Below are 25527 nucleotides of genomic sequence, written 5' to 3' on the forward strand. Positions count from 1 at the left end.
CACCTCCCCGGTCACCTGCCCTGCCCGTCATGCGTCTCACGGCTACGACCCAGCGCGTCGACCCGCCCCCAGCGGCCCGGAATGTCCAGCAGCTCCACCCGGCCCATGCCCGGCGGCACCGCCGGATCGATGATCAGGTGCTCGCCCTGCGGCTCCAACCCGAGCATCACCCGCAGCAGCAGCAGGGGGGTGCCCGTTGACCAGGCCTGCGGGCTGCACGCCGTCGGATACTGCACCGGATAGTCGGTGAGGTCGCGGGCGTACCCGGCGAACGCCTCAGGCAGCCGCCCGTCGAAGTAGCGGGACGCGCTGAGCATCCTGTCGCAGATCAGCCCTGCCTCGTCCCGGAAGCCGTACCGCCACAGGCCCCAGGCGATTATCGAGTTGTCGAACGGCCACACGGTGCCCACGTGGTAGCCGATCGGGTTGTACCGGCCCTGGTCCTCGGCGAGGGTCCGCACCCCCCAGCCGGAGAACAGGCGCGGCCCGAGCAGGTGCTCGACCACCTTGCCGGCCCGCGACTCGTCGACGATGCCGCTCCACAGCAGGTGCCCGATGTTCGACGTCAGCGCGTCCACCTGCCGGCCGTCGGCGTCCAGGGCGAGCGCGTAGTAGCCCCGGTCGGCGATCCAGAAGTCGTGGTTGAACCGCTGCTTCAGCTCGGCGGCCTCCCGCTCCAGCCGGTTGGCGAACTCCGGGTCGTTCCAGAACGTCCGGGCCAGCCGGGCGGCCCGGATCTTCGCGTCGTACGCGTAGCCCTGAAGCTCACAGGTGGCCCGGGGAAAGCCGGGCATCCGGCCGTCGGCGTACGAGATGGCGTCCCAGGAGTCCTTCCAGCACTGGTTCTGCAGGCCGGTCTCCGGGTTGCGGGTCTGGTACCACACGTAGCCGGTGCCGAGCAGGTCGCCGTACGTGTCGATCCACTCCAGGCCCGCCCGGACTTGTGGCTCCAGTCGCTTCACAAGCGCGGAGTCGCCGGTCCAGCGCTCGTACTCGTCGAGCAGGATGATGAACAGCGGCGTCGAGTCGGCCGACCCGTAGTACGGCGAGTGTGGCTGCTCCTCGAAGCCGGCGGTCTCCCCGTACCGGAGCTCGTGCAGGATCTTGCCCGGCTCCTCGTCCCGGAAGTCGTCCACGCGGTGCCCCTGGAGACCGGCGAGCATCAGGATGGTCGGCGGGATCAGCTCCGGCAGGAACGGCAGCACCTGCAAGGAGGTGATGATGCTGTCCCGGCCGAACAGGGTCATGAACCAGGGCAGTCCGGCGGCGATCAGCCGTACGCCCAGGGCGATCGACTCGTAGCGCAGCGCGGCCAGGTCGTTGAGGCTGCGCCGGTACGCCCCGGCCAACGGCTCGCAGTCGCAGCCGAGTTTCGGCGCCCGGTCGATCAGCTCCTGCTGTTCGGCGCGGATGGCGTCGGCGCTGCGGCTGCCGGCGTACGGCAGGGTGGCCCGGATGTCCTCGCCGCGCGCCCCGTAGACGACGGTGGACGCGTGCAGCCGGGTGGTCCACTCGCTGTTGCTGTCGATCCGGATCCGGAAGGTCATGCCGGCGGCGTCGACCTGCGCCGGCGCGCTGGAGCGGATCACCGTCTCCCGGTGGAACGCCTCCCGCCGGTAGACCAGCCGCAACTCGTTCTCGGCGACCGTGACGGTCGTCCGGCCCTTCTTCTGCCGCGCGTGCTTGATCTCGAACAGGTCGGCGAAGTCGGCAGCCATCTCGATCCGGACGGTGAACTCCACCTCCCCGCCGGAGTGGTTGAGCACGGTCAGCTCCTCCTCGAAGCTGCCCACGATCGCCCGGTTGCGGATCACCGACGCCTTGGCGTCCAGGTAGTGCGTGGGTTGACCGGGGGCCAGGAAGAACCTGGTCCGGTACGACTCGCCGGCGTCGATGGAGAGCGGGTGCAGCCGTTCACCGTCGAGGGTGAGCACCCACTTGGACAGGAAGCGGGTGTCGAAGGAGAACAAGCCGGTGGGGAAGTCGTACGACGGCTCGATGTCCCCCCGCCGGTCGCTGACCATGAAGGTGTTGCCGTCCAGGATGCTGACGAGGTCCGTCACCCCAGCCGCCCGGCTGCCTTACGGGCGACCTCGCGCGGGTCGCGGGTGCCCGGCGGGTCCGGGAAGAACCGTCGGAAGGCCAGGAAGAGCACCACGTTTCCGCTGAACGTGCTCTCGTTGCGCAGTACCGCCGCGATCCCCTGCGCCTCGCCGGCGATCAGCCTGTCGAACAACTCGACGCTGCTGTACCAGATGGCGTCGGCAGGTCCCCGGTTCCGGCTGACCTCCACCGCACCCGGTCGCATCCGGACCAGCCAGTGCTCGGTCCGGTTGCCGGTGCCGAGGTCGATCTGGAGGGTGCCGTCGGCCAGGCCGCGCAGGACGGCGGGGGCACGAGCCGGCAGTGATTCGAAGAACCTCTCCGTCGCCTCGGTCACATTCGAATCGTAGGCAGCTGTCCGAGTTGTCGGGTCGGTATCCGCACTCCGCCCGCCCGTCGGGCCGACTCGTCGTGGAGGTCAGTAGACGAGCGCCTGCGCGCCCTCGGCCAACGCCTCCTCGACGAAGGCCGCGGCGCCCGCGATCCGTACACCCGGCAGGACGTCGTCGGGCCCGATCTCCCGTCGGGCCGCGCACTGGGTGCAGGCGGTCACCCGGCCACTGGTCAGGATGACGTGCAGCAGCTCGGCCAGCGGCGCGGAGTGCGGCAACTCGAACTCCTGCGCCCGGCCGGGCACCGCGAACCAGGTCGACTCCCCGGTCAGCCAGAGCGACACGTCGACACCGGCCGCGACTGCGGTCGCGGCGACCGTGAACGCCTGCGCGCACCGCTCCGGGGCGTCCGCCCCAGCGGTGGCCTTGACGACGAGAGTGCGGGCCATGGGGCCCAGCATAGGATGGTCGGGATGGTTACCGAGATCGGGTTCGTCAGCCTGCTGGTGGCCGGCCTGGGCGGGCTCGCCGGTGGTCTGGTCTACCTGGCCGTACGCATATCGAGAGGACGTTGGTGAGCGCGAGGAGTGAGCCGGGTCTGCGAGCCCCGCAGTCGCGAACGAAGGTGTCCCGGTGAGCGACGAGAACCCGCTACAGCCGCCGTGGTTGAACGCGCCTCCGGTCGAGGAGTACCCGTACGAGGAGAGCCACGACCTGCGGGTCGGGCCGAAGCTGCACCCGGCGCTCGACGGCCTGCTGCCCTACATCGGTCTCTGGCGGGGCCGGGGCAAGGGCGGTTTCCCCACCATCGAGGACTTCGACTACGCGCAGGAGATCCGGATCAGCCACGACGGCCGGCCGTTCCTGCACTACGAGTCCCGTGCCTGGCTCCTCGACGAGCAGAGCCGGCCGGTCCGCCCCGCCGGGCGTGAGGTCGGCTGGTGGCGGCCGGTCATGGTGGACGGCCGGGCCACCGACGAGCTGGAGGCCCTGATCACGACCCCCACCGGTGTGATGGAGCTGCACCTCGGCAAGCGCACCGGCACCCAGGTCGAGTTCGCCACCGACGCGGTGGTGCGGTCGCCGACCGCCAAGGAGGTCACCGGCGGGCACCGGCTCTTCGGCATCGTCGAGGGCGCGTTGCTCTACGCGCAGGAGATGGCGGCGATGGGGCACCCGCTCAGCCCACACCTGTCCGCCCGGCTCGTCCGGGTCGGCGGCTGACGCTCAGTCGACGGGAAAGCCCAGCAGGGCGTGCAGGGCCGGGGTGCGCGGGCAGGGGTCCCGACGCACCCCGTCGAGCATCCGGACCTCGGTGAGCCCGCGTACCGACGAGCTGAACCAGACCCCGTCGGCGTCGTGCAGCTCCGCTGGCGTGACCATCCGTTCGGCGGCGTCCAGGCCCAGTTCGCCGGCGTGGGCGAGCAGCCAGGCCACTGTCGTGCCGGGCAGGATGCCAGTGGTGGCGGCCGGCACCGTGCACAGCGTGCCCCCGGTGAGCCACACCACGTTGGCGATGGGGCCCTCCAGGGCGTACCCGTCGGAGGAGACCCAGAGCACGTCGTCCACCCCGGCCCGGCGCGCCCAGCGGCGGGCGGCGCTGTTCACCGCGTACGAGGTGGACTTGATGCCCGCCGGCAGCCAGTCCAGTCCGGTACGCGCGTCGGCGGGCACCCCCAGCGGCAGGACGGCCACGGTGATCCCGTTCCGCCGGGCCGCCTGCGAGGACGCCGGCACCTCGGTGAGCGTGGCGTAGACGGTAGGTGGGCCGCCGGCCTCCGAGCCCCGGGTGCAGACCAGCCGGAGCGCTCCCTCCACCGCGGCGGGCCAGCCCGCGCGCACCGTGTCGAGCAGGTCGATGAGCGCCTCGGCGGGGGGCAGATCCAGGTCGACGGTGGCCGCCGCCGTGGTCAGCCGGGCCAGGTGCTCGTCGCGCAGCCACGGCCGGCCCTGACGCAGGTGCATGGACTCGAAGAGCCCGTCTCCGCGTAGGACGCCCAGGTCGTCGCCGCGCAGGACGGGTTCGTCGGCCGGGAGGAGGCCCCGCCCGAGGACGGCGATCCGGGCGTTGGCGGTGGTCGGGGCCGTGCCGACGGATGGCGTCACCATGACCGTCGAGCGTAGCGGCGGACGGTCGCACGCAGGAGGGGCCGCGATTGCCGAACTATGATCGGATGGTGTCCGAATCCTCCCTCGCGGAAATGCTCCGAGCCCGTGGCCTGCGGCTGACAGCGCAACGGCAGCTCGTCCTCCAGGCGGTGCTCGATCTGGGTCACGCCACACCGGAGCAGGTGCACACCGCGGTCCGGGAGGTCGCCGCCGGCGTCAACATCACCACCATCTACCGCACGCTGGAACTGCTGGAACGGCTCGGCCTGGTGACCCACACCCACCTCTCGCACGGCTCGCCGACGTACCACGCGGCAGGTGAGCACCAGCACGTCCACCTGGTCTGCCGGGAGTGCGGCGCGATCGACGAGGTCGATCCGGAGCTGTTCCGCCCGCTCAGCGACCAACTGGCCGCGCAGCGGGGTTTCCGGGTGGACATCGGGCACGTGTCACTCTTCGGCGTCTGCGCACGCTGCGAGAACGGGGACCAGAAATGATCGACATCGCGGGCGCGGTGGCCGTCGAGAGCATCGACGAGGCCAGCCGCGACCAGCCGGATCCGGCGCACGTCGCGGCCGGGGTGCGGGGCGTCGCCGCGCACTACGGCGATCCACTGCGCGAGCAGCGCGTCCTGGACACGGAGGTCGGCCTCGTCGACCGATCGCACCGGGGCGTCATCGCGGTGCCGGGGGAGGAGCGCGCCGGCTGGCTGCACACGATCACCTCGCAGCACCTGACGGCGCTTGCCGCCGGTGACGGCACCGAACTGCTCGTGCTCTCCCCACACGGGCACGTCGAGCAGCACGCGCTGGTGGCCGAGGACGGCGAGACCACCTGGCTGGACACCGAGCCCGGCGCGACCGAGGGCCTGCTGGCCTACCTGGAGAAGATGCGGTTCTTCAGCAAGGTCGACCCGCGTGACGCCACCGCCGAACGGGCGCTGCTGTCGCTGGTCGGGCCCGCCGCGCCGGAGGCGCTTGGCACGCTCGGCGTGACCGGTCTGGCCGAACCGGACCTGGTCGCGGTGCCCGGTCCGAAGTTCGCCGCCGGGGCCGTGCCGCCGCGGGCGAGCGTTCGGTACGACGTACGGCCGCTGCCGATCGGCGGATGGGCCCGACGCGGGCCGCTCGGCGTGGACCTGCTGGTGCCCCGCTCGGCGATGGACGAGGTGGTGGCGGAGTTGCGTGGCGCGGGCGTGCCGGTGGCGGGCCTGTGGGCGTACGAGGCGATCCGGGTGGCCGCCCGTCGGCCCCGGCTCGGGGTGGACACCGACCACCGGACCATCCCGGCCGAGGTGGACCTGATCGGCCCGGCGGTGCACCTCGACAAGGGTTGCTACCGGGGGCAGGAGACGGTTGCCCGGGTGCACAACATGGGCCGCCCGCCGCGTCGCCTGGTGCTGCTGCACCTGGACGGCGTGACCACCGACCAGCCGCCGACGGCAGGTACGCCGGTGACCCTGGACGGTCGGGCGGTGGGCTTCGTCGGTACCGCCGTGCTGCACCACGAGCTGGGCCAGATCGCCCTCGCCGTGCTGAAGCGGAACGTTCCGGACGACGCCGCTCTGCTGATCGGTGCGACGGCGGCGGCGATCGACCCGTCCTGAGCCGGCCGTCTAGGATCGCCGGCATGACGACAGGGACGTTGATCACGGTGGCCCCGACCGGCGCGGAGTCGGCCAAGGCGGAGGTGCCGGCACTGCCGGTGACGCTCGACGAGCTGCTGCTCACCGCCAAGGAGTGCGAGGCGCTCGGCGCCGCCGTGATCCACGTCCACATCCGCGACGACGCGGCGCGGCCCACCCTCGACCCGGCCCGCCTGGCCGAGACGGTGGCGGCGCTGCGGGACAGCACCGACCTGATCGTGCAGCTCTCCTCGGGCGGCGCGGTGACCGACCCGGAGGCGTCCCGGCTCGCGGTGCTCGACGCCCGCCCCGACATGGCCTCCTGCACGATGGGCACTGTCAACTTCGGCGACGACGTGTTCCTCAACCGCTGGGAGTTCATCGTCGACCTGCACACCCGTATGCAGGAGCGCGGGATCGTGCCGGAGTACGAGATCTTCGACCTCGGGCACCTGTCCGCGTTGCAGCGGCTGCTCGGCAGGTACGGGCTGCCGGCGGGCGGGCACGTGCACGTCGACTTCGTGATGGGTGTGCCGGGCGGTATGCCGGGCACCACCGAGACGCTCGTGGCGGCCCACCGGATGCTGCGGGACCTGCCGGAGGGCACCACCTTCTCGGCCACCGGCATCGGGCGCAGCACCATCCCGGTCATGCTTGCCTCGCTGTCGACGGGTGGGCACCTGCGCGTCGGCATGGAGGACACGGTGACGTACGCCAAGGGCCGCCCGGTGGAGTCCAACATGCAGTTGGTCGCCCGGGCCGTCGGCTTCGCGCAGCTCGCCCAGCGTCCACCGCTGACCACCACCGAGGCCCGCGGGCTGCTCGGGCTGTAAGGCCGCGACCGTCCCCCGCCCCTGTCACTCGGGCGGTGGACGTCCTGGTCACCCCGCCGCCGCTGCCCCCGGGAGCGTCGGTACCGTCCAGCACGTGGGAAAGACGTACGAGGGCGGCGCGCCGCTCGCCGAGGTGGTCCGGTCCGGGTTCGTGGAGGGTGTGCACCGTGGCTCGGTGGTGGTGCTGGACGCCGCCGGAGCGCCGGTGGCCGCCGCCGGGGATGTGACCTCTCCGGTCTTTCCCCGTTCGGCGAGCAAGCCGATGCAGACGATCGGGATGCTCCGCGCCGGCCTGCCGGTGACCGACCCGGCCGACCTGGCGCTGGTGTCGGCCAGCCACGCGGGTGAGGACTTCCACCTGGCCGGGGTCCACGCGCTGCTGGCCCGGGCCGGGCTCGACGACTCGGCCCTGCACTGCCCGCCCGACCTGCCGGTGGGGGCGGCGGCCCGGGAGGCGGTGCTGCGTGCCGGCGGCGGCCCGACCCGGGTGCAGATGAACTGCTCCGGCAAGCACAGCGGCATGTTGCTGACCTGCGAGGCGGCCGGGTGGCCGCTGGACGGCTACTGGCGGCCGGAGCACCGGTTGCAGAAGGGTCTGCGGGCCGCCGTGGAGGAGTTCACTGGTGAGTCGGCGGCGGCCGTGGGGGTGGACGGCTGCGGCGCCCCGGTGCTCGCGGTGTCGCTCACCGGGCTGGCCGGGGCGTACCTGCGGCTTGTCGACGCCGAGCCCGGCTCCGCGCCGCGCGCGGTCGCCGACGCGATGCGCGCCCACCCGGAGATCGTCGGCGGTACCCGGGCCGACGACACCAGGCTCATGCGCGGCGTCCCGGGCCTGCTGGCGAAGGTCGGTGCCGAGGGCGTGATCGCGGTGGGGCTGCCGGGCGTCGGCGCCGTGGCGCTCAAGATTGATGATGGCGCCGACCGGGCCCGGATGCCGGTGCTGGTCTCCGCGTTGCGCCGGCTGGGCGTGGACGCCCCGGTGCTCACCGAGTACGCCGAGGTGCCGCTCTTCGGTGGTGGCGTTCCGGTCGGGGCGGTCCGCCCGCTCTGGTGACGCCACCGGGGCGCTGGCTGTGCGCGTTCGGGCAGGCCGGGTGCACGCCCCGCCGCCTCGCGCGCGTCGCGTCTCGGGCGGCGCCGACGCGACGGTCAGCTCAGGAAGTCGAGCAGGGCCGCGTTTACCGGCTCGGGGCGCTCCAGCGGCAGCAGGTGCGCGGCGTCCGGCACGTCGGGCAGTCGTACCGCGCCGGGGACCTCGGCGGCGATCCGGTCGGCGAGCCGGCTGATGTCCGGCACGTCCGCCGCGCCGGCGGTGACCAGGACGGGCACCCTCAGCTCGCCGAGGCGGCCGATCGCGGGCGGGGACAGCTCGCCCACCTCTACCGCACCGAGCGCCAGCTCGGCGGCGAGGGCGCGCTGGTCCATCTCCTGCGCGAACGCGACGAGGCCGGGATCGACGTCGGCCGGCTGGCGGCCCGGGCCGACCACCCAGAAGCGCACCTCGCCGGCCGCCCCGGCGACGAAGTCATCCGGGTCGACCTCGCCGACCAGGCCGTCCCAGAGGTCGTTCGCCTCGTCGGACCACTCGTTGCCGGAGACGGCCGTGTCGAACAGCGCGAGCGCGCTCACCCGGTCGGGGTGGGCCAGGGCGGTGTCGATGGCCACCGCCCCGCCGAAGGAGCAGCCGACCAGTGCCGCCCGGGGCAGGTCGAGCGCGTCCAGCAGACCTGCCACGTCGTCGTGGTGCGCGAAGGGGGTCGGGGGGAGTTCGGAGTCGCCGTAGCCGCGCAGGTCGGGGACGATCACGCGGTGCCGGGCGGCGAGCGCGGTGACCTGTCCGCGCCACATCCGCCGGTCGGCGATGCCGGCGTGCAGCAGGACGACGGGCGAGCCGGCGCCGGCCTCGTCGTACGCGAGAACTGCTCCGTTGACTGTGATCTTGTGCACGGAGGGGACGGTACGGACCGGACGAGTCGGGGCGCAAACGGGATGCTGAGACCTTGCTAACTCTGGTTAGCGTTTTGCTTGCAGGAGCTAGCACTCCCGATTAGCGTCAGCGTCATGGCCACACCGAAGGACCTTCCCGACGTCGGCGGGTTCATCCGCGATCTGCGGCGCAACGCCAAGATCTCGCTCCGGCAGCTCGCCGAGCAGGCGGGGGTCAGCAACCCCTACCTCAGCCAGATCGAACGTGGTCTGCGCAAGCCCAGCGCCGAGGTGCTCCAACAACTGGCCAGCGCGCTGCGGGTCTCGACCCCGGCGATGTACCTGCGGGCCGGGCTGCTCGACGACAAGGAGGGTCACGGTGTGCTCGCCGCCATCGCGATGGACACCGACCTGACGATGGCCCAGAAGCAGTCCCTCAGCCAGATCTACGAGACGTTCCGCCGGGAGAACGCGCGGCTGGCCGAGGCGCAGGCCGCCGCCGACACCTCCGGCGCGAGCACCACCGCCGATCCGGCCGGGACGACCACCCCGACCGATGTCGCCGACCAGCCGGCCGACCTGGCCAACCTCGCGGCCACCGGTCCCACCACCGCGGGCGGCACGCCGACCGAGGCCGTCCTCGAGTCGGTCGCCGTCACCGAGGCGGGCGCCGCTCCCGTCCCGAGCAGCACCAACACCCCCCAGAAGAAGGCCGCCGGTCCGGCGGTCCGGAAGGCCGCCGAGGCGGCCGAAGAGGAGACGTCATGACCGAGCCGAAGACCAACCGCATCCCCGCCCCGATCTACGCCGCCGCCGGCGCCGGGGAGTTGGCCCTGGAGCAGCTGCGCAAGCTGCCGAGCGTGGTAGGCGTCCTCGGCACCCGGGTCGTCGCCGACCTGGGCGGCCGGGCCGTGCTGACCGGCTTCGAGCTGCGCCAGAAGGCCACCGAGACGCTGCGTACCGCCAACGAGACCGCCGAGAGCCTGCGCGGCCGGGCGCAGGCCGAACTGGACCTCGCCAAGCTCCGTGAGTCGGCCGACCTGGCCAAGCTGCGCGAGGTCGCCGACCTCGACAAGCTGCGCGCCGCCGCGACCCGCAACGCCGCCGTGATGGTCGCGAGCGCCCAGGCCGCGCAGGAGCGGGCGTTCGCCGCGTACGGCGCGCTCGTCGCCCGCGGTGAGCGGGTCGTCGGCGCCGGTGTGCTGGAGGCCGCCGAGACGGTGAACGCCGACATCGAGGCCACCCAGGCCGTGACGCCGGACACCACCCCTGCCGTCGAGACCACCACCCCGGCTGCTGCCCCGGCCGAGGTGCCGTCCCCGGCCGAGGTCGCCGAGATCGCCGAGGCCAAGCCGGCCGCCGTCAAGAAGGCCGCCCGCGCGCCGAAGGCCGCCAAGCCCGCCAAGGCCGCCGCCACCCCGTCGGCGAAGCTGCCCCGGGCCACCAAGCGGACCCGCCCGGCGGCCGAGTAGTTCGCCGCGTCGACGACCCCGGCGGCGTCCTTGTCGGACGAAGCCGGGGTCGCCGACATAAGCTTGCCGGCATGGCCAACGCCGCGCCGATCTTCGCCTTTGAAGTCCGCTACGTGATCGAGCTGATCCTGCTCGTCTTCGCGCTGATCATCCAGGGCGTCGCACTGGTGCACGCCGTCACGCAGCGCTCCGACGCCTTCCCCGCCATCGGGACGCTGCCCAAGGGTGGCTGGATCGCTATCCTGGCGGTCTGCCTCGTGCTCACCCTGCTCGGTTTCGGTCCGATCAGTCTCTTCGGACTGATCGGCATCGCCGCCGCGCTCATCTACCTGCTCGATGTCCGGGTCGGCCTGCGCGACCTCAGTGACGGCAAAGGTTTCTGGTGAGAGGTTTCCGCTGGCCGCCCCCACCGGACAGCGGGCCCCGCAGTTGGGGCCCCGGCCCGGGCGGGCCACGCACCGGCCGGCCCGCGCTACCGGAGCCGGAGACCGAACTGGTCACCACCCCGCACGGCGTACGCCTGGAGCGGCTGGTCACCGGCACCGGTGATCCGGTCACCGTGTTCGCGCACGGGCTGGGCAACGGCATTGCCACCACCCGCCCGTTCGGCAGCGGCGTGACAGGCCGGAAGGTGTTCTTCCAGTTCCGCGGGCACGGCCGTTCGGACGCCCCGGACGGCCCATGGACGTACCTGGACCTGGCCCGGGACCTGCGCGCGGTCGCGGATCTCACGGGTGCGGATCGGGCGTTCGGGGCGAGCCTCGGCGCGGGCGCCCTCTGCCGGCTGCTGGCCGAGAGCCCGGAACGCTTCGAGAAGCTTGTCTTCTTCCTGCCCGCCGTGCTCGACGAGCCACGCGGGCCGGTGGCCCGGGAGCGCGTCACCGACCTGATCGAGGCGGTGGAGAGCGGGGACGCCTCGGCGGTGGCCGATGTCGTGTCGCTGGAGCTGCCGGCGGCGGTACGGAACACTCCGGCCGGCTGGGCGTACCTGCGGCAGCGGCTCGACCAGCTGCTCCGCGACGGTCTCGCCGACGGCCTGGCCACCCTGCCGGATCAGGCGCCGCTGCGCGACGCGACGGCCCTGGCGGCGGTCACCGCGCCGGCGCTGGTGATCGGCTGCGCGGGCGACGACCTGCACCCGGTCGAGGTCGCCGAGCGGCTCGCCGCCGCGCTGCCCCAGGCCACCCTGCACGTGTACGACCGCCCCGGCGTGCTCTGGTCGGAACGCGCCGACCTGCGTGAGCGCATCTCCGGCTTCCTCAACGAGTAGCCTGCCCTGTCATGGGCGTCACACAACATGGCCGGACGCACCGGCTGGACCTCGCGGACCCGACCCTGCGCGAGTGGACGTGCACGGTTCTGCACGCCGACCCGGAGCAGGGCATCGTGTTGGACCGTTCGGCGTTCTACCCGGGCGGCGGTGGTCAGCCACCGGACCACGGCGTGCTGCTGTGGCAGGGCGTGCAGACCCGGATCGTCGGCACCCGCAAGGGCGACGACCCGTACCTGATCCCCGCCGAGGGTGACCCGTTGCCGCCGGTCGGCACCGAGGTCGTCGGCGCCGTGGAGGACGAGCGCCGGACCCGGTTGATGCGTACCCACTCCGGGCTGCACGTGCTCTGCGGTGTGGTGTTCCGCGACTTCGGCGCGCTCGTGACTGGCAACTCGATGGAACCGGGTGAGGCCCGGATGGATTTCAACCTCCCCGAGGTCCCGCCCGACTTCAAGAGTCGGATCGAGGAGCTGGTCAACGCCGAGGTGGCCGCCGACCGCTCGGTCGCCACCCGGGTGCTTCCGCGCACCGAGGCGCTGGCCCTGCCGGACATCATCCGTACCCAGTCCAATCTCATCCCCGCGGATGAGCAGGAGGTCCGGATCGTCGACATCGTCGGCCTGGACGTGCAGGCCGACGGCGGCACTCACGTCGCGTCCACCGCCCAGATCGGCAAGGTGCAGGTCGTGAAGGTGGAGAGCAAGGGCCGAGCCAACCGCCGGGTCCGCGTCCGCCTGGTTGACTGAGGCACGGTGCGCAACTGGAACACGGTGGAGAAGCTCCTCGCCCTGATGCGGCAGAGGTCGCCGGGCGGCCGGATACCTGCAATGGCCCTGTAGAGCTGCCTCAGATATGGGGCGCGGTGCGGAAGGCGAGTGTCCGCCAGCGCCGCGCCCCGTTTGTGGGGCAGCTCTACAGGGAGCGCCGAGGTCTCCCGCGGTTCGCCAGAGCGGTCTGGTAATTCGGACGCTGGTTGTCAGGTATCGCTGACAACCTCGCCGGTATGACGCAACCGCTCACAGGAAAGATCGCGCTCGTCGCCGGCGCCACCCGGGGTGCCGGCCGGCAGATCGCGGTCCAGCTCGGCGCCGCCGGTGCCACCGTGTATGCCACCGGGCGCAGCAGCCGCGCCGGCCGCTCGGAGATGGACCGGCCGGAGACCATCGAGGAGACAGCCGAGCTGGTGACCGCGGCCGGCGGCACCGGCATCGCCGTCCAGGTCGACCACCTGGTGCCCGACCAGGTCCGCGACCTCGTCGCCCGGATCGACGCCGAGCAGGGCCGACTCGACGTGCTGGTGAACGACATCTGGGGCGGCGACCCGCTTGTCACCTGGGACAAGCCGGTCTGGGAGCAGCCGCTGGAGGCGGGCTTCCGGACCCTGCGACTGGCCATCGACACCCACATCATCACCAGCCACTTCGCCCTGCCGCTGCTGATCCGCCGGCCCGGCGGCCTGCTCGTGGAGATGGGCGACGGCACCAAGGCGTACAACGACGACAACTACCGGCTGTCGGTCTTCTACGACCTGGCCAAGGTCTCGGTCAACCGGCTCGCCTTCAGCCAGGCGCACGAGCTGAAGCCGCACGGCTGCACGGCTGTCGCGCTCACCCCCGGTTGGATCCGCTCCGAGGCGATGTTGGAGCACTTCGGCGTGACCGAGGAGAACTGGCGCGACGGCGCCGCCACCGACCCGAACTTCCTCATCTCGGAGACCCCCGCCTTCGTCGGGCGCGCGGTGGCCGCGCTCGCCGCCGACGAGGAGAGGGCCCGCTGGAACGGCCAGTCGGTCGACGCGGGCACGCTGTCGAAGGTGTACGGGTTCACCGACCTGGACGGCAGCCAGCCGGAGGGCTTCCGGTACATCGTGGAGGTGGTGGACGCCGGCAAACCGGCAGACGTGACCGGCTACCGGTAGAGGGCCCGGGAACGCTCGGCAGCCTCGGCGAACAACCGCCGCAGCTCGGGCGGTTCGAGGACCTCCACCTCGGGGCCGAGCCCCAGCAACTGGTGGTACGCCACCTCGACGGACTCGACGGGCAGCCGGGCCACCACCCAGCCCTGCCCGTCGGGTTCGTCGGCGGCGGCGAGAATCTCGTCGTACACGAAAGGGGCATCGACCAGGTGCCGGAGCTGGCGCAGGCCGGCGGGGCTGAGCCGGACGGTGACCTCGGCCCGCAGCATGGTCCGCAGGAACGAGCCGGCCTGCTCGCGCCAGTGCCCGGCCAGGTCGAAGCCCTCGTCGCGCTCGAACTGTTCGTCGCCCACCTCGACGCCGGTGACCCGGTCGACCCGGTAGGTGCGCGTGTCGTCACCTACCCGGCCGACCAGATACCAGACGCCACTCTTGAGGATCAGCCCGTACGGCTGGACCCGGCGGGTCACCTCCCGGTCGCCGCGCCGGTAGCGCACCTCCACCACCCGGTCGGCCCAGACCGCCCGAGCCAGATCGGCCAACCACGGCGGCGGTCCGGTCTCCCGGAACCAGCCCGGCACGTCCAGGTGGAACCGCTGCCCGGCACGGGCCGGGGCGTCCCGCAGGGCCGGCGGCAGCGCGGCGAGCACCTTCAGTTCGGCGGCGGCCACCGCGTTGGCGAGTCCCATGTCGCCGGCCGGTCCGGGCAGGCCCGCGAGGAAGAGTGCCTCCGCCTCGTCCCGGTTCAGCCCGGTCAGCCTGGTCCGGTAACCACCGAGCAGCCGGTACCCGCCAGCGCGCCCCCTGTCGGCATAGACCGGCACGCCTGCGGCGGACAGCGCCAACACGTCCCGGTAGACGGTCCGCTCGGAGACTTCCAGCTCCCGCGCCAGCTCGCCCGCGGTCATCGACCCGCGCGCCTGTAGCAGCAGCAACAGCGAGATCAATCGGGACGCGCGCACCCGCCCATCCTGCCCGGCCCGGCTCAGCGCCCGCCGGGGGTCAGCAGCCCCCTGTCGTACGCGGTGGCGACCGCGGCGGCCCGGTCGTTGACCCCGAGCTTGGCGTACAGGTGCAGCAGGTGCGTCTTGACGGTGGCCTCGCTGATGAACAGTCGAGCAGCCGCCTCCCGATTGGAGGCGCCGCGAGCCACCAGGGTGAGCACCTCCAGTTCACGCTGGCTGAGCGGCTCCTCGGCAGGTGCGCGCAGTCGGCCCATCAGCCGGCCGGCGACGCTCGGCGCGAGCACCGACTCACCCCGGGCGGCGGCCCGTACGGCGCGGACCAGGTCCTCGCGGGGCGTGTCCTTGAGCAGGTAGCCGGTGGCACCGGCCTCGATCGCCGGCAGCACGTCCGCGTCCGTGTCGTAGGTGGTGAGCACCAGCACCCGGGCGGTGTTGCCGGAGCGCGCCAACCTGCCGATGGCCGTCACCCCGTCCATCCCGGGCATCCGCAGGTCCATCAGCACCACGTCCGGCCGCAGCGTCGCGACCAGGGCCAACGCCTCCGAGCCGTCCGCCGCCTCACCGACCACCTCGAACCCCGGGTCGCCGGTGAACATGCCGCGCAACCCGTCGCGCACCACCGGATGGTCGTCGACGATCAGCAGCCGGATCGGGGCGGTCAACCGGCACCGCCCGGCAGCGCGGGGACGGACGCCGAAACGGCGGTGCCGCCTCCCGGCTCGGACTCGACCGCCAACTCGCCACCGACCCGGGTCACCCGCTGCCGCATCACGGTCAGCCCGTACCCGCCGCCCGGCTCGCGGGACGCCGGTTGCCCGGCGGCGTCGAAGCCCGTCCCGTCGTCGCGGACGTCGAGGGTGACCACGTCCGTCATGTACGACAGGGTCAGCCCGACCCGTGACGCGGCGGCGTGCCGGGCCACGTTGGCCAGCGCCTCCTGGGCGGCCCGCAGCAGTGTCACCTCGATCTCCGGGTGCAGTGGACGGGGCGTACCGGTGGTGGCGACCTCGGCCCGTACCCCGTTCAGAGCCGACCAGCGCCCGCCCAGCTCGACGAGCGCGTCCGGCAGCCGGGCCGTCTCCAACGTCTCCGGGCGGACGGCCCGCACCGAGCGGCGGGCCTCGGTGAGGCTCTCCCGGGCCAGTGCGAGCGCGTTGTCGACGTGCCGCCGCCAGTCGGCGGAGCGGTCGCGGGTCTGCTCGGCCGCCTCCAGTTGGGTGATGATCCCGGTCAGTCCCTGGGCCAGGGTGTCGTGGATCTCCCGAGCCATCCGTTGGCGCTCGTCCAGCACGCCTGCCTCCCGTGCCTGGGTGAGCAGTTGGGCGTGCAGCCCGGCGTTCTCGCGGACCGTCTCGGTGAGTTGACTGTTGGCCTCGCCGAGTTCCTCCATCAGTCGACGGCGTTTGACGTCCTCCTGTTCGGCGATCATCGCGAACCAGCTCACCGAGCCGGCCACCACCAGGTTGAAGAGCACCAGCAGCAGCCAGAGCGGCCAGTGCGCGATCGCTATCGCCAGGCCACCGCCCTGGGAGGTGGCGACGAGGACGGCAGTGGCTGTCACTCCGGCGATCCGCCAGCGCCTGCGCAGGACCGGAAAGGCGTGGATGTAACCGATCCAGGCGAAGAGGCCGTACCACGGACTGGCGGCCACCAGTGCGGCGCTGAAAGTGATCAACCCGGCGTAGTAGACCGCCATCAGCGTGCGCCGGCTCTGCCACTCCGGGTGCACTGTGACGAACCAGGCGACCCAGCATCCGGCCGCCACAGCGACGGCGAGGGTGGGCAACACTCCGAGGCCGTGGGGTGCCGGTGCGAGGAGGGCCAGCACGGTGCCCAGAGCCAGCCCGCCGTAGGGAACCACGCGGTAGAGGATCGCCTCGTGCTCCCGCCACCTGGTCAGACGGTCGTGCCCGCCGCTGCTGGTCATCGCATCTCCGCTCACTCCCAGCGGAACAGTTTCGCCGCGCCGGCGCCGGCCGCCACGGCGATCACCGCCATTATCGCCAGGTGCAGCGGCTGGGGCGAGGGGCCGGTCCAGGCATCGAGGAGCGCCTGCACCCCGGGCGGCGTGTAGTCGCCGATCCGCGCCACGGCGTCCGGTAGCAGGAACCGGGGCAGGTAGACCCCGCCGAAGAACATGGTGAGCAGGAACAGCGGCACGGCCAGGGCCTGAGCCGCCTTCGTCGTGCGGGCGACGGCGGCGACCAGCAGCCCGAGCGCCAACAGCGCCGCCGTGCCGAGGACGAACGCCAGGGCGAAGCCGAGCGGGTGCCGGGGGAACGGCACCCCGAACGCCAACCGGCCGACGACGATGAGCAGCAGCGCGCTGGCCAGGATCGCGGCCAGGGCCACCACCAGTTGGGCGGCGAGGAGAGCGGCCGGGTGCGCCGGAGTGGTCGCCAGCCGACGCAGCACGCCGCGTTCCCGGTAGGTGGCCATCGCCATGGGCATCGTGTTCACCCCCACCATGGCCAGGGTGGCCACCAACAGCGACGGGGCGAAGTAACTGACGAAGTTCTGCCCGTCGAAGTTCGGATCCGGCTCGCGGAGCGAGGGGATGAACCCGATCACCACCATGATCAGTGTGGGCAGCCCTACGATGGTGAGCAGGTTCGGTAGGTCCCGCAGGTAGAGCCGCGCCTCGATCCTCAGGATCTGACGGAAGGCGTGCATGGTTGCCTCTCTTCAGTCGACGGGCCGGTGCCCGGTCAGCTCGACGAAGGCGTCGTCGAGGGTGGACTGCTCCAACCGCAGGTCGGCGGCGACGATCTGGTGGCGGGCGAGCACCGAGGTGACGGCGTGCAGCAGGTCACCGGTGCCGGTCACCACCACCTGACTGCCGGTGCGCTGCACGGCGGAAACCTCGGGCAGGTCGGTGAGGAGCCGGTCGTCGACCGGGGCGGACGGCCGGAACCGGATCCGCTGCTCGGGAGCCACCGCCGACACCAGGCCCGCCGGGCTGTCCAGGGCGACGACGCGCCCCCGGTCGATCACCGCGACCCGGTCGCAGAGCCGCTCCGCTTCCTCCATGAAGTGGGTGACCAGCACGATCGTCACTCCGCTGTCCCGGACCTGTTCGATGAGCCCCCAGGTGTCCCGGCGCGCCTGCGGGTCCAGCCCGGTGGTCAGCTCGTCGAGGATCGCGATCTCCGGGTTGCCGACCAGGGCCAGCGCGATGGAGAGCCGCTGCTTCTGACCGCCGGAGAGTTTCTTGTACGCGGTGTTCCGCTTCTCGCCGAGGCCCAGCTTGTCGATCAGAGCGGCCGGGTCGGCCGGGTCGCGGTAGAACGAGGCGTACAGCTCCAGGGCCTCGGCGACCCGGAGCCGGTCCGGCAGTTGGCTCTCCTGCAGTTGCACCCCGACCCGCTGCCGGAGCTGGATCGCGTCCCGGCGGGGGTCGAGCCCGAGGACGGACACCCCGCCCCCGTCTGGGACGCGCAGCCCGGCGACGCACTCGACTGTGGTGGTCTTGCCGGCGCCGTTCGGGCCGAGGACGCCGAAGATCTCGCCGGCCTCCACAGTGAACGACACGTCCTGGACGGCGACCAGATCGCCGTACCGCTTCCTCAGGTGGGTCACCTCGATGACCGACATCGTGCCGCCCTTCGCCGCTGTCTTCGTACCCCTCAAGGGTTGTCGGGGTGACCCGGCGGCGAATCGACTGGTCAGCGGTGATCCCCGGCGTTCCCGGTGGATCATCCACGTCCGCCAACCGGTTGATGTGGACGCGAAGAGTCGCTGCTAGGGCTCCACCCGGCGGACCGGATCACCTGTCGATAGGCTGCTCGATCGTGGATGTCAGCAGAGTCGCCAGCCCGGTCACCGGAGTCGTCGGACGCTTCTTCGCCGGTGCGGGGCTGCTCCTGCGCGGGCTCGGCCTGTACGTCCGCAGCCCGGGGCTGATGCTGCTCGGCATCGTGCCGGCGCTGATCTCCGGTGCGCTCTTCCTGGCCGCGCTGGCCACCCTCGTGTACTTCGTGGACGACCTCGCCGCCCTGGTCACCCCGTTCGCGGACGACTGGTCGACGACCGGCCGCAGCCTGGTCCGGGTGATCGCCGGGCTGGCCTTCCTGGGGCTCGGTGGGCTGCTCGGCGTGCTCACCTTCACCGCCGTCACCCTGGTCATCGGCGACCCGTTCTACGAGAAGATCTCCGAGCGGGTGGAGGAGCGCCTCGGCGGCACCCCCGAGGCGGTGGAGGTGCCCTTCTGGTCGTCGCTGCGCCGCAGCACCGCCGACTCGGTACGCCTGGTGGCGCTCACCGCGCTCGTCGGCATCCCGCTCTTCCTGGCCGGTTTCATCCCGGTGGTCGGACAGACGGTCGTACCGGTGATCGGGGCGGCGGTCGGTGGCTGGTTCCTCGCCGTGGAGCTGGTCGGGGCGCCGTTCTACAGGCGGGGGATGCGGCTGCCGCAGCGCCGCACGATCCTCAAGGCGGACCGGCCGGCGGCGCTGGGCTTCGGGGTGGCGGTCTTCCTCTGCTTCCTGATTCCGCTCGGCGCGGTACTGATCATGCCAGCGGCGGTCGCCGGTGCGACCCTGCTGGCCCGCCGGTCGTTGGGCCAGTCGACCGAGGAGCGCTGACATGCAGATCACCCTGGTCGAGGGGGACATCACCACCGAGCGGGTGGACGCGATCGTGAACGCCGCCAACTCGTCCCTGCTCGGCGGTGGCGGGGTCGACGGCGCCATCCACCGACGTGGTGGACCGGCCATCCTGGCCGAGTGCCGGGCGCTGCGCGCGTCCCACTACGGCAGGGGTCTGCCAACCGGCCAGGCCGTCGCGACCACCGCGGGGGAGCTGCCGGCCCGCTGGGTCATCCACACCGTCGGACCGGTGTGGTCGGCCAGCGAGGACCGGTCGGCGCTGCTGCGCGACTGCTACGCCAACAGCCTGCGGGTGGCCGACGAGCTGGGCGCGGCCAGCGTGGCGTTTCCGCTGATCTCCGCCGGCATCTACGGCTGGCCGGTCGACGATGCGGTCCGGCAGGCCCTGTCGGTGCTGCGGTCGGCTGGGCCCGCCACTGTCGCCGAGGCTCGCCTGGTGCTGTTCGGGGCGGACACCCACGCCACGGCCCGCCGCGTCCTCGACGCCGCCTGATCACTTCGCCTGCGGCAGTCACTGCCTCATCACCGACAACTGGGATGTGAGCCAAGGGAGCCACTCGCGTGCGTTCCCGCAGGTGCCCGGGCGGCGGACCAGCCAGGGCGGTCAGCTCAGATCGGCGAGGCAGGACCACTGGGTTGCGACGGGCCGGTAGCCCAGCCGTGCGTTGATCGCCAGCATCGGGGCGTTCGCCTCGTCGTTCGAGGTGTACGCCACGCGTACGCCGTCGGCGGCGGCCCGGCTGAGCGCAGCGGTCTTGGCCAGCCGTGCCAGCCCGCGTCCCCGGTACGCCGCCACGCTGCCGGTGAAGTCCGACCACATCCGGTCACCGTCCCGTTTGACCAGGCTGAAGGCGGCCACTTCCCCGTCGACCACGGCGGCGACGCTCGACGCCTTGTCCAGGCCCAGGTTGTTCCACACCTCGTACTGCCAGATGTCGTAGCTGATCGTGTCGACCGGCACGTCGCCCGGTTCGTCGCGGGCCGCTGCCACTTCGGCCGCGTACAGCAGGTGCGGGTCCACGTCGGCGATCGGGTGCAGCCGTACGCCCGGAGGCGAATCGGACAGCTCGGGTGCCGGGGCCAGGTCGAGCGCCGAGTAGCGCAGCTCCCGGCTGGGCTCGTAGCCGTGCTGACGGGCGAACGGGAGCGCTTCGGGCTGTGCCGTGCCCCGCACCTGGCGGACTCCCAGCGGCCTGAGGTGGGCGGTCGCGGCGCTCAGCAGGGCGTTGCCTATGCCGCGTCGCCGGTGTTCCGGGTGTACATGCAGCAGGTTCAGCTCACCGAAGTCCGGCGTGGAGGTCCAGTGGACGCGCTGGGCCGACACCCACCCGACCACCTGGGAGTCGACCTCGGCCACGAAGGCGGTCCAACCCCCCTCGGGCGGCGGTTCAGCGATCATCTTCCGGGTCGACTCGACCCCGCGCACCAGGTACGGGTAGACGGTCGCCCGCAGGGCCACCACGGCCTGGGCATCGTCCGGCTGCGCCACACGGATACGCATGTCAGGCCCCCGTCCGTACGGCGGCGACGGCCTCGACCTCGACGAGCTGGTCGGTGTAGCCGAGCACCGTCACCCCGAGCAGGGTGCTGGGTGGGTCGTGGTCGCCGAAGAAGGCCCGCACCACCTCCCAGACGGTGACCAGGTCCTTCTGCTGCGACGACGCCACGTAGACGGTGGTCTTCACGACGTCGGTCAGCCGCGCGCCGGCCGCGTCGAGAGCGGTCGTCAGGTTCGTCATCACCTGCCGGGCCTGCGCCGCGTGATCTCCCGGCGCGACAGTGCGCCCCTCGGTGTCCAGCGGGCATGCCCCGGCGGTGAACACCAGCCGGGCGGGTGCGTCGACGGTGGCCGCGTAGGCGTACTCGGCGACGTCGGAGAGCGCGGGCACGTGCAGCAGCGCAACAGGATCCGGCATGCCGGGGAGGCTAACCACAACCGCCCCCAAGTGCGACGCAATAAATCCCTCCACCCCCTGCGCAGGCAGCAAGTTCAGGGTTGTTGCTGCCTCACGACGCCGGGAGGCAGCAACAACCCGGAAGTTGCGCGGATCTTGCCGGGGGCGCGGGGCGTGCGGGGCGCGCGGGGCGTGCGGGGCGCGCGGGGCGTGCGGGGCGCGCGGGGGCGGGATTAGGCGGAGGCGCGTCGGATCAGCTCGGTGGGGAGCATGACCGCCTGCTCGATCTCCTCGCCCGCGGCGAGGCGGAGCAGTTGCCGGGTCATCCGCCGGCCGATCTCGACGATGGGCTGCCGGACGGTGGTCAGCGGCGGTTCGGTGTACGCGGCGGTCTCGATGTCGTCGAAGCCGACCACCGCCACGTCCTCGGGCACGCGGCGGCCGGCCTCGCGCAGTGTGCGCAGGGCGGCGTGCGCCATCAGGTCGGAGGCGGCGAAGACGCCGTCCAGGTCGGGATGCTCGGCGAGCAGTCGCTGCATCGCCGCGCCCCCGGACTCCCGGGTGAAGTCACCGAAGGCGACCAGTTCGGGCAGTCCGGCGGCGGCCACTGCGGTGCGGTAGCCGGTGAGTCGTTCGATGCCGGCGACCATGTCCTGCGGGCCGGCGATCGTGGCGATCCGTCGGCGACCGCTGTCGATCAGGTGCCGGACGGCGGCAGTCACCCCACCCACGTGGTCGACGTCGACGTACGGCACGGGCACGTCGCCGAGCGGTCGGCCGCTGCACACCACAGGGATGCCGAGCCGGGCGAGGGTGCCGGGCAGCGGGTCGGCGCCGTGCAGCGACGCGAACAGCACCCCGTCCACGTGCCGGCCTGTGGTGTACCGCTCGACCCGCTGGTGCCCGGCCGGTGAGCCGGCGAGCATCAGCACCAGTTGCTTGTCGGCCGCCTCCAGCTCCTGGCTGACGCCGCGGATGATGCCGGGGAAGACCTGGTCGTCGGAGAAGACGCGGGTGGCCGCCTCCGGCATGACCAGGGCGATCGAGTCGGTGCGCTGGGTGACCAGGCTGCGGGCGGCCAGGTTGGGGACGTACCCCAGCTCGGCGACGGCCCGGTTGACGGCCTCGCGGATCGGCTCGGCCACGGTGGTGGAGCCGTTGACCACGCGGGAGACGGTGGCCCGGGAAACCCCTGCCCGTGCCGCCACCGCCTCAAGCGTCGGCCGGTGTGCCGTCGTCATCGCGACCCTCCCCCCGCTCGTCACAGCCCGTTCCGGGAGATCACCTCCTGGTACCAGCGGGCGCTGGCCTTCGGTGTGCGCCGCTGGGTCAGGTAGTCGACGTGCACGATCCCGAACCGCTTGCGGTAACCCTCCGCCCACTCGAAGTTGTCCAGGAATGACCATACGAGATAACCGCGCAGGTCCACGCCCCGGGCGATCGCCTCGTGTGCCGCACGCAGGTGCCCGTCGAGGTAGGCGATCCGGTCGGCGTCGATCACCTGCGCCGGTCCGTCGGGCGAGTCGGCGCCTGGCTTGTCGGGGAACGCCGCGCCGTTCTCGGTGATCAGCAGTGGCACGCCCGGGTAGTCGGCGGCGATCCGCTCCAGCAGCCGCGTCAGGCCGGCCGGCTCGATCATCCACCCCATGTCGGTGAGCGGTCCGGTGGGCGGCACGAAGTGCACGACACCCTCGGTGCCCGGGTACGCGGCGTTGCCGGCGCCGTCCGGCCGACCCGCCACGTAGCCGGGTGCGTAGTAGTTGATGCCGAGGAGGTCGATCGGGGCGGCGATCAGCTTCTCGTCGCCGTCCCGGATGAACGTGGGCTCGACGATGCGGGCCACGTGCTCGAGGACGTCGTCGGGGTAGCCGCCGGCCAGCAGCGGGTCGAGGAAGATCCGGTTGTGCAGGCCGTCGACCAGGCGGACCGCTGCGGCGTCCACCGCGCTGTCGGGGTCGGCCGGCCGTACGTCGGCCGGGTTGAGGGTGATGCCCACGCTGCGCGCGCCGGCCGCGCGCAGCGCCCGCGCCGCCAGGCCGTGCCCGAGCAGCAGATGGTGTACGGCCGTGAACGCCGCCGCCGGGTCCTGCTCGCCCGGGGCGTGCACCCCGTTGCCGTACCCCAGGTACGCCGAGCACCACGGCTCGTTGAGGGTGGTCCACACGTCCACCCGGTCGCCGAGGCGAGCGTACACGGCTGTGGCGTACGTGGCGAAGTGCTCGGCGGTGTCCCGGTTGGTCCAGCCGCCCCGGTCGCCGAGGGTCTGCGGCAGGTCCCAGTGGTAGAGCGTGACGATCGGGTCGATGCCCTGCTCGAGGAGCGCGTCGGTGAGCCTGTCGTAGAAGTCCAGACCGCGCGGGTTGGCCGGGCCGGTGCCGTCGGGCTGGATCCGGGGCCAGGAGACCGAGAAGCGGTACGCCCGCAGCCCCAGGTCGGCCATCAGTGCCACGTCGTCGGCGTACCGGTGGTAGTGGTCGCAGGCGACGTCGCCGGTGTGGCCCTGGTACACCTTGCCGGGTGTGCGGCTGAAGGTGTCCCAGATGGACGGACCGCGGCCGTCGTCGTGGGCGGCGCCCTCGATCTGGTACGCGGCGGTGGCCGCCCCCCAGAGGAAATGCTCGGGAAAACGGATCTCGTTCACGCCTTGACCGCACCTTCCATGATCCCGCCGATGATCTGACGGCCGAACAGCACGAAGACCAGTAGCAGGGGCAGCGTCGCGATGGCAGTTCCGGTGAACACCTGCGACATGTCCTGGTAGTAGCCGTCCGACAGCGCCCGCAGGGAGAGCTGCACGGTCGGGTTTGCCGGGTCGTTCAGCACAGCGTACGGCCACAGGAAGTCGTTCCAGGTGGTCATGAACGTGAGCAGACCGAGTACTGCGGCGGCCGGGCGTAGTGCGGGAACCACCACGTGCCACCAGATGCGGGCGGTGCCGCAGCCGTCCATCCGGGCGGCCTCGATCAGTTCGTCGCTGATGGCCTGGCCGGCGTACTGCCGCATCATGAACACCCCGAACCCGGTGACCAGCACCGGGACGATCACCGCGGGCAGCCTGTCGTTCCACTGAAGCTTGGTCATGAGCAGGTAGAGCGGGATCACGCCGAGCTGCGTCGGCACCATCATGGTCGCGATGATCACCAGCAGCAGGGCGTTGCGGCCCCGGAACCTCAGCTTGGCGAAGGCGAACCCGGCCAGGCTGGAGAAGAACACCACGGAGACGGTCACCGTGGTCGCGACGATCGCCGAGTTGATCAGCCCGGTCAGGAAGTACGCGTCGGTGTTGTCGAACAGTCGGGCGATGTTCGCGCCCAGGTTGCCGCCGGGGGTGACCGGGGGTGGCAGTTGGCCCATCGCGTCGTTGCTGCGGCTGGCGACGACGAACATCCACCAGATCGGGAAGATCGACAGGACTGCGGCGAACACCAGGGCCAGGTAGGTGAGCGGGCTGGCCCGCCAGAGCCGGCTCATCGGGTGGATCCCTTCCGGGCGCTGGGACGCGCTCCGCCGCCGAGTCGGCGCAGGATCAGCACGTTGACCGCCGCCACGATCGCGATGAGCGCGAAGAGCAGCCAGGCCACGGCCGAGCCGTACCCGAAGTTGTAGTGCGGGGCGAATGCGTTCTCGAACATGTACATGGTCAGGGTCTGCGACTCGCGCATCGTTCCGCCCCGGATCGGGTTGGTGCCGGAGTTGAACATCCGGGGTTCGGTGAAGAGCTGCAGGCCGCCGATGGTGGCGATGATGGCGCAGAAGATGATCGTCGGTTTGAGCAGTGGCACGGTGACCGACCAGAACTGCCGCGCCCGGCTGGCGCCGTCGATCGCCGCCGCCTCGTACAGGTCGCGGGGGATGGCCTGCATCGCGGCCAGCAGGATCAGCGCGTTGTAGCCGGTCCACCGCCAGTCGACCATGGCGGAGATCGCCACCCAGGAGGCGATCCGGTTGGACTTCCACTCGATGGCGTCCATCCCGACCAGGTCGAGCAGCCAGTTGATCATGCCGAACTCGCGGCCGAAGAGCACCCCGAAGACGATCGCCACGGCGGCCGTGGAGGTGACGTTCGGGACGAGCACCGCCATCCGCCAGCCGGTACGGGCCCGCAGCCCCCGGTTCAGGAGGTTGGCCAGCCAGAGCGCGGCGAGCAACTGCGGGACCGTGGAGATCACGAAGATGCCCAGCGTGTTGACCAACGCGTGCCAGAAGTCGACGTCGGCGAGCAGCCGGGTGTAGTTCTCCGCGCCGACGAACGGGTGGTCGGTGCCGAGCAGGTCCCAGTCGTGCAGCGACACCCAGAAGGTGTACGCCAGCGGGTACGCCCCGAAGACGCCGAAGATCAGGAAGAACGGGGCGATGTAGAGGTACGGCGAGAAGCGGGTGTCGAGGCGGCTGAACCGACCCGAGGACTGGCGGTGGTTACCGGTTGCCGGTGTGACCGGCGGACGGGCGTCGAGCTGGACGGCCATGCCCGAG

30 protein-coding genes are annotated in these 25527 nt (G+C 71.9%); 14 read left to right on the forward strand and 16 right to left on the reverse strand.

Going from position 1 to position 25527, the window contains the following annotated elements:
• Positions 1–11: 11 nt before the first annotated feature.
• The 3 genes from AB0N27_RS22260 to AB0N27_RS22270 all read right to left on the reverse strand — a co-directional run bounded on the left by AB0N27_RS22260 (position 12) and on the right by AB0N27_RS22270 (position 2896).
• Positions 12–2063, reverse strand: a complete 2052-nt coding sequence (locus AB0N27_RS22260; RefSeq protein ID WP_364372912.1) for a glycogen debranching N-terminal domain-containing protein — start codon at positions 2061–2063, stop codon at positions 12–14.
• The gene (locus tag AB0N27_RS22265; protein ID WP_364372915.1) at positions 2060–2440 is read right to left on the reverse strand and encodes an SCP2 sterol-binding domain-containing protein; all 381 of its coding nucleotides are present in this window, start codon (positions 2438–2440) and stop codon (positions 2060–2062) included. Before AB0N27_RS22265 ends, AB0N27_RS22260 begins: the two co-directional genes overlap by 4 nt.
• A gap of 81 nt (positions 2441–2521) precedes the next feature.
• On the reverse strand, positions 2522–2896 hold the full coding sequence (locus tag AB0N27_RS22270; RefSeq protein WP_364372918.1) for a DsrE family protein: 375 nt from the start codon (positions 2894–2896) through the stop codon (positions 2522–2524).
• Between the two features lie 12 nt (positions 2897–2908).
• Between AB0N27_RS22270 and mtfM the strand changes: the two genes are divergently transcribed.
• On the forward strand, positions 2909–3013 hold the full coding sequence (gene mtfM / locus AB0N27_RS22275) for a small membrane protein MtfM (RefSeq protein WP_030327764.1): 105 nt from the start codon (positions 2909–2911) through the stop codon (positions 3011–3013).
• Between the two features lie 55 nt (positions 3014–3068).
• A complete protein-coding gene (locus tag AB0N27_RS22280) occupies positions 3069–3659 on the forward strand; it encodes an FABP family protein (protein ID WP_354820041.1) in 591 nt (196 codons plus the stop codon).
• Between the two features lie 3 nt (positions 3660–3662).
• Here AB0N27_RS22280 and AB0N27_RS22285 read toward each other — a convergent pair whose 3' ends face one another.
• Positions 3663–4544, reverse strand: coding sequence for an aminotransferase class IV (locus AB0N27_RS22285; protein ID WP_364372923.1), 882 nt, complete (start codon positions 4542–4544; stop codon positions 3663–3665).
• Positions 4545–4609: 65 nt separating this feature from the next.
• Between AB0N27_RS22285 and AB0N27_RS22290 the strand changes: the two genes are divergently transcribed.
• The 4 genes from AB0N27_RS22290 (at position 4610) to AB0N27_RS22305 (ending at position 8055) form a co-directional block, all read left to right on the forward strand.
• Complete coding sequence (locus AB0N27_RS22290; protein ID WP_364372926.1) at positions 4610–5041, forward strand: Fur family transcriptional regulator; 432 nt, start codon at positions 4610–4612, stop codon at positions 5039–5041.
• Complete coding sequence (locus tag AB0N27_RS22295; RefSeq protein WP_364372929.1) at positions 5038–6150, forward strand: folate-binding protein; 1113 nt, start codon at positions 5038–5040, stop codon at positions 6148–6150. Before AB0N27_RS22290 ends, AB0N27_RS22295 begins: the two co-directional genes overlap by 4 nt.
• Positions 6151–6173: 23 nt before the next feature.
• Positions 6174–7001 (forward strand): 3-keto-5-aminohexanoate cleavage protein, encoded by an 828-nt coding sequence (locus AB0N27_RS22300; RefSeq protein ID WP_364372932.1) that lies wholly within the window; start codon positions 6174–6176, stop codon positions 6999–7001.
• Positions 7002–7095: 94 nt separating this feature from the next.
• Positions 7096–8055, forward strand: coding sequence for an asparaginase (locus AB0N27_RS22305; RefSeq protein WP_364372935.1), 960 nt, complete (start codon positions 7096–7098; stop codon positions 8053–8055).
• Positions 8056–8150: 95 nt separating this feature from the next.
• Here AB0N27_RS22305 and AB0N27_RS22310 read toward each other — a convergent pair whose 3' ends face one another.
• Positions 8151–8948 (reverse strand): alpha/beta hydrolase, encoded by a 798-nt coding sequence (locus AB0N27_RS22310; protein WP_364372938.1) that lies wholly within the window; start codon positions 8946–8948, stop codon positions 8151–8153.
• Between the two features lie 114 nt (positions 8949–9062).
• Here AB0N27_RS22310 and AB0N27_RS22315 point away from each other — a divergent pair, with 114 nt between their 5' ends.
• From AB0N27_RS22315 to AB0N27_RS22340, 6 genes are all read left to right on the forward strand, one after another.
• Positions 9063–9695: a helix-turn-helix transcriptional regulator gene (locus AB0N27_RS22315; protein ID WP_364372941.1), complete on the forward strand. Its 633-nt coding sequence runs from the start codon at positions 9063–9065 to the stop codon at positions 9693–9695.
• Positions 9692–10399, forward strand: a complete 708-nt coding sequence (locus tag AB0N27_RS22320) for a hypothetical protein (protein WP_364372944.1) — start codon at positions 9692–9694, stop codon at positions 10397–10399. The genes AB0N27_RS22315 and AB0N27_RS22320 overlap by 4 nt, the downstream gene beginning before the upstream one ends.
• A gap of 71 nt (positions 10400–10470) precedes the next feature.
• Complete coding sequence (locus tag AB0N27_RS22325; RefSeq protein WP_030327754.1) at positions 10471–10785, forward strand: DUF2516 family protein; 315 nt, start codon at positions 10471–10473, stop codon at positions 10783–10785.
• Positions 10782–11669, forward strand: coding sequence for an alpha/beta hydrolase (locus AB0N27_RS22330; protein ID WP_364372948.1), 888 nt, complete (start codon positions 10782–10784; stop codon positions 11667–11669). The genes AB0N27_RS22325 and AB0N27_RS22330 overlap by 4 nt, the downstream gene beginning before the upstream one ends.
• An 11-nt stretch (positions 11670–11680) precedes the next feature.
• Complete coding sequence (locus AB0N27_RS22335; protein WP_364372951.1) at positions 11681–12418, forward strand: alanyl-tRNA editing protein; 738 nt, start codon at positions 11681–11683, stop codon at positions 12416–12418.
• Between the two features lie 257 nt (positions 12419–12675).
• Positions 12676–13590 carry an SDR family oxidoreductase gene (locus AB0N27_RS22340; RefSeq protein WP_364372954.1) on the forward strand — a complete coding sequence of 305 codons (915 nt, stop codon included), beginning with the start codon at positions 12676–12678 and terminating at the stop codon, positions 13588–13590.
• Here AB0N27_RS22340 and AB0N27_RS22345 read toward each other — a convergent pair.
• From AB0N27_RS22345 to AB0N27_RS22365, 5 genes are read right to left on the reverse strand one after another with little or no spacing between them, the layout of a single operon-like run.
• Positions 13581–14549: a YafY family protein gene (locus AB0N27_RS22345; protein ID WP_364372957.1), complete on the reverse strand. Its 969-nt coding sequence runs from the start codon at positions 14547–14549 to the stop codon at positions 13581–13583. The genes AB0N27_RS22340 and AB0N27_RS22345 overlap by 10 nt on opposite strands.
• A 23-nt stretch (positions 14550–14572) precedes the next feature.
• Positions 14573–15214, reverse strand: a complete 642-nt coding sequence (locus AB0N27_RS22350) for a response regulator transcription factor (RefSeq protein WP_364372960.1) — start codon at positions 15212–15214, stop codon at positions 14573–14575.
• The gene (locus tag AB0N27_RS22355; protein WP_364372963.1) at positions 15211–16479 is read right to left on the reverse strand and encodes a sensor histidine kinase; all 1269 of its coding nucleotides are present in this window, start codon (positions 16477–16479) and stop codon (positions 15211–15213) included. The genes AB0N27_RS22350 and AB0N27_RS22355 overlap by 4 nt, the downstream gene beginning before the upstream one ends.
• A gap of 11 nt (positions 16480–16490) precedes the next feature.
• A complete protein-coding gene (locus tag AB0N27_RS22360; protein ID WP_364372965.1) occupies positions 16491–17225 on the reverse strand; it encodes an ABC transporter permease in 735 nt (244 codons plus the stop codon).
• A 12-nt stretch (positions 17226–17237) separates the two neighbouring features.
• The gene (locus AB0N27_RS22365; protein WP_364372968.1) at positions 17238–18146 is read right to left on the reverse strand and encodes an ABC transporter ATP-binding protein; all 909 of its coding nucleotides are present in this window, start codon (positions 18144–18146) and stop codon (positions 17238–17240) included.
• A 197-nt stretch (positions 18147–18343) separates the two neighbouring features.
• Here AB0N27_RS22365 and AB0N27_RS22370 point away from each other — a divergent pair, with 197 nt between their 5' ends.
• Both AB0N27_RS22370 and AB0N27_RS22375 read left to right on the forward strand, forming a co-directional pair.
• Positions 18344–19135, forward strand: coding sequence for an EI24 domain-containing protein (locus AB0N27_RS22370; RefSeq protein WP_364372971.1), 792 nt, complete (start codon positions 18344–18346; stop codon positions 19133–19135).
• 1 nt (position 19136) lies between these two features.
• Positions 19137–19652 (forward strand): O-acetyl-ADP-ribose deacetylase, encoded by a 516-nt coding sequence (locus tag AB0N27_RS22375; protein WP_364372974.1) that lies wholly within the window; start codon positions 19137–19139, stop codon positions 19650–19652.
• Between the two features lie 111 nt (positions 19653–19763).
• Here AB0N27_RS22375 and AB0N27_RS22380 read toward each other — a convergent pair whose 3' ends face one another.
• The 6 genes from AB0N27_RS22380 to AB0N27_RS22405 form a co-directional block, all read right to left on the reverse strand.
• Positions 19764–20660 (reverse strand): GNAT family N-acetyltransferase, encoded by an 897-nt coding sequence (locus AB0N27_RS22380; protein ID WP_364372977.1) that lies wholly within the window; start codon positions 20658–20660, stop codon positions 19764–19766.
• Position 20661: 1 nt separating this feature from the next.
• Complete coding sequence (locus AB0N27_RS22385; RefSeq protein ID WP_364372979.1) at positions 20662–21075, reverse strand: RidA family protein; 414 nt, start codon at positions 21073–21075, stop codon at positions 20662–20664.
• A 212-nt stretch (positions 21076–21287) separates the two neighbouring features.
• Positions 21288–22295 carry a LacI family DNA-binding transcriptional regulator gene (locus AB0N27_RS22390; protein ID WP_364372982.1) on the reverse strand — a complete coding sequence of 336 codons (1008 nt, stop codon included), beginning with the start codon at positions 22293–22295 and terminating at the stop codon, positions 21288–21290.
• Positions 22296–22315: 20 nt separating this feature from the next.
• Positions 22316–23695, reverse strand: coding sequence for a GH1 family beta-glucosidase (locus AB0N27_RS22395; RefSeq protein WP_364372985.1), 1380 nt, complete (start codon positions 23693–23695; stop codon positions 22316–22318).
• Positions 23692–24525 (reverse strand): carbohydrate ABC transporter permease, encoded by an 834-nt coding sequence (locus AB0N27_RS22400; RefSeq protein WP_357993537.1) that lies wholly within the window; start codon positions 24523–24525, stop codon positions 23692–23694. Before AB0N27_RS22400 ends, AB0N27_RS22395 begins: the two co-directional genes overlap by 4 nt.
• Positions 24522–25520: a sugar ABC transporter permease gene (locus AB0N27_RS22405; protein ID WP_364372990.1), complete on the reverse strand. Its 999-nt coding sequence runs from the start codon at positions 25518–25520 to the stop codon at positions 24522–24524. Before AB0N27_RS22405 ends, AB0N27_RS22400 begins: the two co-directional genes overlap by 4 nt.
• Positions 25521–25527 lie beyond the last annotated feature (7 nt).

The sequence above is a fragment of the Micromonospora sp. NPDC093244 genome (assembly GCF_040683695.1).
Lineage (GTDB): Bacteria > Actinomycetota > Actinomycetes > Mycobacteriales > Micromonosporaceae > Micromonospora.